This window comes from Streptomyces sp. NPDC006265, from assembly GCF_040613555.1.
Lineage (GTDB): Bacteria > Actinomycetota > Actinomycetes > Streptomycetales > Streptomycetaceae > Streptomyces.
The window spans coordinates 1-8497 of record NZ_JBEXSH010000357.1 but is presented as its reverse complement, the minus strand read 5'-3'; the positions used below and the strand labels follow the sequence as shown (position 1 = coordinate 8497).

The window sequence follows — 8497 nt, the reverse complement described above, 5'->3', positions numbered from 1 at the left end:
GTGTGCGCGACCTTGCCGCCCGCGCACACCGAGACCTAGAAGCCGGGCAGCCCGGCCAGCAGAAGCACGGCTCCACGCCCGAGCCCAGGAACGGAATGTCGCCCCCTCAGAGCGCCGCCGATGGCGTGCACCTCGTCCACATCACCGTGCAGGTACTCACCCCACCCGTCACCGCTCCGGCCGCGGCCGACCTGGAGCGGGCCGGAGCCGCGCCAGCCGTTCGGGAGGGCCGCGGTCGCGTCGGCGTTGCTCTCTTTCGTCGACGTGGAGCCTGACCTTGCCGGTGGCGTCGTCGTAGCCGACGGCGAGCCGGTGGTCGAGACCTTCACCGCCGTCCGCCCTCTCCATCTGGGCCACCACGGGTCTCGGGGGGCGCCGCGCTCGTCCCTGTGCGGCACCGGCGGGCCCGCCAGGAGATGACGGTGTTGGGCGAAACGGAGCGCTCCGGCATGTGCCAGCGCTGCGGATCGCCGGAGTGTGTTTCGAGCGTCGTGCGCGTGAGGTGCTGTTCCAACCCGTCGGCGTCCGTCCACCACGCCTGGTCGTACAGGACCGCGGTCAGGGTGGGCGCGCCCGAGACGTGCGTCCTCTCGTCCCCCGCCGCGCACTCCTTGTGCCCCGTCTCCGAGTCCTGGACGAGCGGCTGCTTCGGCGGCAGGTTGTCCGCGGCCTGTGCCACGCCGGTGCCGGTCGTCATCGCGGCCGCCACCGCACACCCCACCGCCGGCAGTCTGTGTCCGCCGGATCTCTTCCGTGCGTCCGACTGTCCCTCCCCTGTGAACTTCCCCCGGCCCGCCGGTCACACGAGTGCTGGAGGCCAACAGGGGGCGCTGACTTCGCAGTAAGGGATTTCCCGTCCCCTCGAGGGGAGCTGGGCTAGGCGGCACCGCCCTTCCCGTCCCGTCCGTTCTTCTCCTCGTCCACGATCTCCGCGTCGACCACGCCCTCCTCGTCGTGCGGCGCGCCGTGGGATTCCTCCGTGGGAGCCTGCTGGGCCTGGGCGTACATCGCCTGGCCCATCTTCTGGCTGACGGAGGCGAGTTTCTCGACGCCGGCGCGCAGGGCGGTGGTGTCCGCCTGCTGCTCCAGCTGCTCCTTCACCTCGGCGACGGCCGACTCGACCTCGGACTTCGTGTCGGCCGGGACCCGGTCGCCGTTCTCGCGGAGGAAGTTCTCGGTCTGGTAGACGAGTTGCTCGGCCTGGTTGCGGGTCTCGGCGGCCTCGCGGCGCCCCCGGTCCTCGTCGGCGTACTGCTCGGCCTCGCGCATCATGCGGTCGATGTCGTCCTTGGGCAGGGCCGAGCCGCCGGTGACGGTCATCTTCTGCTCCCGGCCGGTCGCCAGGTCCTTGGCGGAGACGTGCATGATGCCGTTGGCGTCGATGTCGAACGCCACCTCGATCTGGGGCACACCGCGCGGCGCCGGCGGCAGCCCGGTCAGGTCGAAGACGCCGAGCTTTTTGTTGTACGCGGCGATCTCCCGTTCGCCCTGGTAGACCTGGATGCCGACCGAGGGCTGGTTGTCGGCCGCCGTCGTGAAGATCTCCGAACGCCGGGTCGGGATGGTGGTGTTGCGCTCGATGAGCTTGGTCATGATGCCGCCCTTGGTCTCGATGCCGAGGGACAGCGGGGTGACGTCGAGCAGCAGCACGTCCTTCACGTCGCCGCGGATGACACCCGCCTGGAGCGCCGCGCCGACGGCCACCACCTCGTCGGGGTTGACGCCCTTGTGCGGCTCCTTGCCGGTGAGTTCCTTGACCAGGTCCGTCACCGCGGGCATCCGCGTCGAGCCGCCGACGAGGATCACGTGGTCGATCGCCGAGAGCTGCACGCCGGCGTCCTTCACCGCATGGTGGAAGGGCGCCTTGCAGCGGTCCAGCAGATCGGCGGTGAGCTCCTGGAACTGGGCCCGGGTCAGCTTCTCGTCGAGATGCAGGGGCCCTTCGGCGGAGGCCGTGATGTAGGGCAGGTTGATCGTCGTCTCCGTCGAGCTGGACAGCTCGATCTTGGCCCGCTCGGCGCCCTCGCGCAGCCGCTGCACGGCCATCTTGTCGCCCGTGAGGTCGACGCCGTTCTGGCCCTTGAAGCGTTTGATCAGGTACTCGACGATCCGCTGGTCCCAGTCGTCGCCGCCGAGGTGTGTGTCGCCGTTGGTGGCCTTCACCTCGATGACGCCCTCGCCCATCTCCAGCAGCGACACGTCGAAGGTGCCGCCGCCGAGGTCGAAGACGAGGACCCTCTGCTCGTTCTCCTTGTCCAGGCCGTAGGCGAGGGCCGCGGCCGTCGGCTCGTTGATGATCCGCAGGACCTTCAGGCCCGCGATCTCCCCGGCCTCCTTGGTCGCCTGCCGCTGGGTGTCGTCGAAGTAGGCGGGGACGGTGATCACCGCGTCGGTGACGTCCTCGCCGAGGTAGGCCTCCGCGTCCCGCTTCAGCTTCTGCAGCACCCGCGCGGACAGCTCCTGCGCCCGGTAGCGGGTGCCGTCCACGTCGCCCTCGTCGGGGAAGCGCCAGTGCGCGTCGCCCATGTACCGCTTGACCGAGCGGGCGGTGCGCTCCACGTTGGTCACGGCCTGCCGTTTGGCCACCTCTCCGACCAGCACCTCGCCGTTCTTGGCGAACGCCACGACCGAGGGTGTGGTTCTGGCCCCCTCCGCGTTGGCGATGACGGTGGGCTCGCCGCCTTCCAGTACGGCGACCACCGAGTTCGTGGTTCCGAGGTCGATCCCGACCGCTCGTCCCATCGCTGTCCCCTTCCGCCAGGGCGACGACTCTTCCCATACTCCAGCACAAAACTTGAGTGCGCTCTTGTCAATGCCGCGAGGGGGTGATCGACCCGCGCAGCGCCACGGCGCGCCGGGGCCGGTCGGTGACGAGCACGTCGACGCGCGGGTGGGCCAGGAAGGCCCGCATGAGGGTGTCGTCGTTGACGGTCCAGACCATGGTGAACAGACCGTGCCGGGTCGCCTCGCGCAGCACGTTCGTCCTGGCCAGCCGCTGGTGCACGGCGACGCCGTGCGCCCCGCAGGCCCGGATGCGGCGGGCCGGGAACAACTCGCTCAGCCGGGTCCCGGGCAGCCGGGCCAGGGCCAGCTCGCTGCGGTCGCGCCCGAGGGACAGGGCGGTGCGCACCCCGGGGAAGCCCCGGGTGACGGCGGCGACGGAACGGTCCTCCAGTGTGGTCACGACCAGCCCGTCCGCGCCGAGCAGGGAGACGGCCCGGTCGACCACCTCCCGCTCGTAGCCGACCTCCTTGAGGTCCAGGTGGGCCACGAGCTTCCCGGCGATCAGCGCCATGACCTCGTCCACCACGGGCACGGCGTACCCGGCCCGCTCGCACAGCCCGGCATGCGTGAGCACGGACAGCGGCGGCCCGGCGGGGCCGACCCGGGGGTCGTGGTAGACGACGAGGACCCCGTCCCTGGTGCGGCGGATGTCGAACTCGGCGTACTCCGCGCCGGACTCGATCGCGTCCTCGTACGCCTCCCAGGTGGCGGGGCCGGCGTGCTCGGAACCGCCCCGGTGGGCGCAGACGGCGGGGTGGGGCGTCATGGTCGTCGGTTCCCGGAGGGCGAGCGAGGGGGCGGGACGGGGGCGAAGGCGTCGTCGGGCGCGGGCAGCAGCGAGCCGGAGCGGGTGCGGACCCGTCTGAGGAGGACCCAGCCGATCAGCACCAGGACGACGAAGGGCAGCCAGGCCAGCGCGTAGGCCGTGCCGTAGACGCGCAGATCGAGGATGGAGCGGTGCTCGTCGACGTTCGTGCCGTTCACGCCGAAGAAGGCCAGCAGCAGGGTCGGCGGCAGGGCGATCAGCGTGGCCGCGGCGACCAGCCCGGAGACGGTGCGGTCACGGCGGTCGTCGCGCTCGGCGAGTTCGGCGTCCAGGGCGGCGGAGCGGGCGCTGATCACCGAGGTCAGACGCTCGACCATGCGGGCCGAGTTCTCCAGGCTGTCGCGGATGCCCAGGGCGTCGCCCAGGGAGGACTGGAAGGCCTCGGTGACCATCTCGGGGATCAGCAGGCTGTCGACGTAGGCCTCGACGCCGAAGGCAAGGTCCAGCTGGAGTTCGTTGACACCGGCGGAGAGGCGGGAGATCAGGGAGCGGATCTCGGTGGGCGAGTCGGTCAGGGCCCGCTCGTTGGCCTTCATCATGGCGAAGGCCGCCAGCCGGGTGCGCTGGAGCACGGACAGGGCGGAGATCATGCCGACGGCGACGAGGGCCAGGCCGTTCTCCACGTGCGGGGCCCAGCCGGCCTGGACGCAGACGCCGCGGCCGAGGGCGGACAGGGTGAGGCCGTGGTTCCTGAGGTGGGGCGCGAGGCTCGCGTCGTAGGGGGTGGCGGGATTCCACGGCATCCGGCCGCGGTAGACGATCTCGTTCAGCAGGATCGCCTTGCGGGCCTCGTCGGCGCTGAGCAGTTCCCGTTGTAACCGGCCCCCGGGGAAGACGAGTTGGTGCACGTTCTGGCCGAGGGCGAGCGGTCGGCCGCCGAGCTGCGCGGCCACGGTCTGCAGGAGCGGTCGGTCGTCGAGCTCGATCCGCTCCCGGTCGAAGCAGGTGGTGGCCAGCCAGACGGCGAGGTCGCCGGCGGTGCTCTCGCCCGCGAAGGCGCAGTCCATGACGAGGGTGGCGTCGCCGCGCGGGGTGGTGACGACGAGGATCCGCAGGGACGCGAGCCCGAGTCCGTGGTCGCCGTGCGGCAGCCGCAGCCGCCGGGGCGCGACCTGTTCGTCGAGGACCGGGACGGGCAGCACGTCCTGGCTGGTCATGAGGTGGGAGGCGAAGCGGCCGTAGTCGTAGCGGTCGACCAGGGCGCCGAGGGCGGTGTTTCGGGGGCGGAGCCGTCCGGAGAGGCTGAAGAGCAGCAGGACGCGGGTCCGGTCACGGGTGGCGGAGTCGAGCACCGTGGCGTTCGGGGACGTTCCCGGCAGCATCGCGTTCCTTCCGGCCCGGCGGTTCGAGGCGTCTGGTTCATACCCAGGCCGGGGGTGGTGAACCGACGACGACGCGCGGGCCGCCCCTGGTGGGCGGGCCCGCGCGACGGGGTGCGGCAGGTCAGGCGAGCTTGGCGGTCAGCGTGATGGGCGTGGCCTTGAGGGCCTGGCTGACCGGGCAGCCGACCTTGGCCTCGTCGGCGGCGGCCGGGCAGGCCGCCTCGTCGATGCCGGGGACGGTGCCCTCGACGGTGAGGTGGATGCCGGTGATGCCCTCACCGGGCTGGAAGGAGACGTCGGCCGAGGTGATGAGCTTGGTGGGCGGCGTCCCGGCCTTGTTGAGGATGTTGGAGAAGGCCATGGAGAAGCAGCTGGAGTGGGCGGCCGCGATCAGCTCCTCGGGGCTGGTCTTGCCGTTCGCCTCCTGGGCGCGCGAGGCCCACGTGACCGGCTGCTCGCCGATGGCGCCGGAGGAGTCGAAGGTGACGACACCGTTGCCCTCGAGCAGGTTGCCTTCCCAGACCGTGTGTGCGGAGCGCGTGGTAGCCACGAGTTCTTCCTTTCGCGTGCGGACTCGCGTGCGGGCCCGTTTCCGGGCCCCGTGTCCCCCATCCGATCACACTACGGCTCAACTCACGCGGAGGACCTGCTCTCTGGCGGTGAACGGCGGCCGCGCTCCCTGCGGGACCAGGTGCTTGGAAGGGAGTTCAGGCGGCGCGCTCCTCCTCGGTGGCCTCCAGCGGCACCTGCGGTCCGTTCGACTCGCGCAACCAGCGCCGCAGGACCCGGTGCACATGCTCGGCGCCGACGAGTTCCTCGCCCTCGGTGACCGGTGCGGAGACACCGAGCGGGGACAGCAGGAAGGGTCTGCCCTGGGCGCCGCCGAGGCCGCCGTGCGAGCCGATCTGCTCCTCGAAGGCGAGGACTTCGCCGTCGGCCGGGTCGTACATGGAGTTGACCATGATGTCGGCGGTGTGCGGGAACGCGTGCGTGCGGCGGATCGCTTCGGCGGCGCCCGGGCCGAACGGGGCGAGCGGGCCGGGGTCGTCGTCGAGGTCGGCCAGCGGGATCTCGACGCCGTACGCGCCGAGGACGACACCGCCGTGCCGGTCGCTGCGGACCAGCAGGAAGCCGATGCCCGGGTGGTTGGCGAGGGTCGGCAGCAGCGCGGGGTGGCGGGCGTCGATCTCCTCCTTGCTCATCCGGTGCGTGACATCGGGGAAGGAGATGAGGCCGAGGTTGCCCGAGGCCAGCACGATCGGCTCCGAGTCGGGCTCGGGGCGGTGCCGCTCGCCGCCCTCCGCGACCGGGAAGGGCAGCGCGGCGCGCACGGCGGCGCGGGCCTCCGCCCCGCTGCGGGTGCCCTCCGCCCTGCGCGGCACGGGCATGCCGCAGCCGGCCCGCACCAGGTCGCCGAGCGGGAGGCCGTAGCGGGAGCGGAAGGTCTCGCCGGGGCTCTGGCCGTGGTCGGACAGCACGACGATCCGGTACGGGCGCGGGGCGTGCTCGGCGACGTTCTCGATCAGGGCGAGCGAGCGGTCGAGGCGTTCGAGGACCTTCTGCGCGTCGCGGCTCGCCGGGCCGGAGTGGTGGGCGACCTCGTCGTAGGCCACCAGGTCGGCGAAGACGGCCGTGCGGCCGACGAGTACGTCGCCCGTCACCGCGGCGACGACGACGTCCCGTTCGACGACCGTCGCGAAGGCCCGGACGAGGGGGTAGAGGCCGCCGCGGGAGACGCGCGGGCGCTGCTTGCGCAGGCTCGCCCGGGTGGACTGGCCGATCTCCCGGCCCACCTCGGCGAAGAAGGACAGGGCGGTGCGCACCGCGTTGGCCGGGTCGGAGAAGTAGGCGAAGTAACCAGCGCGGGAGCGGTTCTCGCGGCTGCGGCGGCGGGCCGCGATGGACAGCACGAGGGCCTGCTGTTCGGCGCCGCCGCTGAACAGGTTGCCGCGGCTGGCGCCGTCGACGGTGAGCAGCCCGCCGTGCCCCGCGTACTCGACGGCGCGGCGCTGGAGTTCGGCCGCGCTGGTGGGGCGGTTGCAGACGACCACCTCGCGGCTGTCCTTCTCGTACCAGCGGAAGGCGGGGACGTCGTGGTTGCTGCCGTGCAGGATGCCGAGCTGGCTGGCGCCGGTCTGGCTGGACCAGTCGGTGCGCCAGGGGGTGAGCCGGTGGGTGGGGCGGCCGCCGTCGCCCATGTCGAGCCAGCGGGCGACGGTGGGCATCAGGCCCTTGCCGACCGCGTCGAGCAGGGTGTCGTGGCCCACGCCGTCGAGCTGCACGAAGACCGTGCCGGGACCGGCGGGCGACGGTGGTCCGGAGCGGCGGCGGCGGTCGGAGAGGCGGTACAGCCTGCGGCGGTAGGCGTCGTCGTCCCGCACGGCCAGGGCGGCGCCGGTCGCGGACGCCACGGCGGACATCACGGCGGCGACCACGACGGCGGTCTCCGGCGCGGCGGCGCCGCGCTCGGCCGGGTTCAGGTGTAGGGCGAGCAGCAGCAGGGCGCCGTTGAGGAAGAACACCAGCAGCCCCAGCACGAGCGCCGGTACGAGCAGCAGCAGCCGGACGAGCAGCGGCCACACCACGGCCGACAGCAGGCCGAAGGCGCCGGCGCCGAAGGCCGCCGTGACGGCTATGTCCGTGGCGCTGTCGCCGTTCTCCGAGCGGAGCCGGAAGTCCGGGAGGATGCCGGCGAGCACGAGCATGGTGACGGTGGAGACCGCCCACACGGCGACGCTCCGCCCCACCTGACTGGCGGCCCGCCGCCACCGCACGCCCCGCACGCCCAGCCACCTCACGTCCCTGGCCCGCAGCCGTCGCGGGTCCTCCCCCACAGTGTCTCAACGCCCGGCCGGTCGGTTTCGTCCCCCAGGTCACACCCCGGTGAGGGAGGATGTCAGCGGCCGTCGTAGCCGGCCGTCGGCATCGACAGCCGCCGGTGCACGCAGGCCTTCATCGCCGCGTCGTACGCAGGTTCCGCATGCCCCACCGTCTCGACGCGTACACCACGCCGCGCGCACTCGGCGGTGAACTCCTCGACGGAGGCGAGCGCGCTCTCCAGTACCCGCCGGCTGGGCGCCACGAACAGGTCGAGGCCGGGCCGGACGCCGTCCCACAGGGCGCCGTGGTCGGGCCGCAGCCCCCGGACCAGTAACTCCCGGCTGACCACGTAGCCCCGCTCGGCGGCCCAGCGGGCGCACATCGCGTGCTGACTGCGGGAGTCGACCAGGAACGGGTCGTCGTCCAGCTCCTCGAGCGGCGTCAGACTCGCGATCGCCGTGACCCGCACCGGCACCATGGCGTCCCCCTCACCTCCGGTTTCGCCGCCGACCCTACTCCTGCACGTAGGCTTCGGGGGAGTCGCGCGAAGGAGGCGAAGAAGTGCCGGTGGAGATCACCTGGTGGGGTCACGCCACTTGCACCGTCGAGGATTCGAACGTGCGCGTGCTCACGGATCCCCTGTTCGCACGCCGGCTCGCACACCTGCGGCGCCGGCGCGGAGCGCTGCCGCCCCCGGGCGCCCCGCACGCGGATGTGGCGCTGGTGTCGCATCTGCACGCCGACC

9 protein-coding genes are annotated in these 8497 nt (G+C 72.4%); 2 read left to right on the top strand and 7 right to left on the bottom strand.

The features are described 5' to 3' along the window. Positions 1-275: hypothetical protein (locus ABZ281_RS26175; protein WP_356659239.1), on the top strand; the 275-nt coding region annotated here is incomplete at its 5' end. Between the two features lie 50 nt (positions 276-325). Here ABZ281_RS26175 and ABZ281_RS26170 read toward each other — a convergent pair. The 7 genes from ABZ281_RS26170 to ABZ281_RS26140 form a co-directional block, all read right to left on the bottom strand. Next, entirely contained in the window at positions 326-697 is a 372-nt protein-coding gene (locus ABZ281_RS26170; protein WP_356659237.1) for a hypothetical protein, read from the bottom strand. Positions 698-876: 179 nt separating this feature from the next. Next, on the bottom strand, positions 877-2742 hold the full coding sequence (gene dnaK / locus ABZ281_RS26165) for a molecular chaperone DnaK (RefSeq protein WP_356659235.1): 1866 nt from the start codon (positions 2740-2742) through the stop codon (positions 877-879). Between the two features lie 67 nt (positions 2743-2809). Further along, the gene (locus ABZ281_RS26160) at positions 2810-3550 is read right to left on the bottom strand and encodes a glycerophosphodiester phosphodiesterase family protein (RefSeq protein ID WP_356659233.1); all 741 of its coding nucleotides are present in this window, start codon (positions 3548-3550) and stop codon (positions 2810-2812) included. Continuing rightward, on the bottom strand, positions 3547-4932 hold the full coding sequence (locus ABZ281_RS26155) for a hypothetical protein (RefSeq protein ID WP_356659231.1): 1386 nt from the start codon (positions 4930-4932) through the stop codon (positions 3547-3549). Before ABZ281_RS26155 ends, ABZ281_RS26160 begins: the two co-directional genes overlap by 4 nt. 121 nt (positions 4933-5053) lie before the next feature. Further along, positions 5054-5482 carry an OsmC family peroxiredoxin gene (locus ABZ281_RS26150; RefSeq protein ID WP_356659229.1) on the bottom strand — a complete coding sequence of 143 codons (429 nt, stop codon included), beginning with the start codon at positions 5480-5482 and terminating at the stop codon, positions 5054-5056. Between the two features lie 157 nt (positions 5483-5639). Further along, positions 5640-7715, bottom strand: coding sequence for a phage holin family protein (locus tag ABZ281_RS26145; protein ID WP_356659227.1), 2076 nt, complete (start codon positions 7713-7715; stop codon positions 5640-5642). Between the two features lie 113 nt (positions 7716-7828). Beyond that, complete coding sequence (locus ABZ281_RS26140) at positions 7829-8230, bottom strand: hypothetical protein (RefSeq protein ID WP_030843767.1); 402 nt, start codon at positions 8228-8230, stop codon at positions 7829-7831. An 83-nt stretch (positions 8231-8313) separates the two neighbouring features. Here ABZ281_RS26140 and ABZ281_RS26135 point away from each other — a divergent pair. Next, positions 8314-8497 (top strand): MBL fold metallo-hydrolase (locus tag ABZ281_RS26135; RefSeq protein WP_356659225.1); only part of this gene is annotated, 184 nt, incomplete at its 3' end.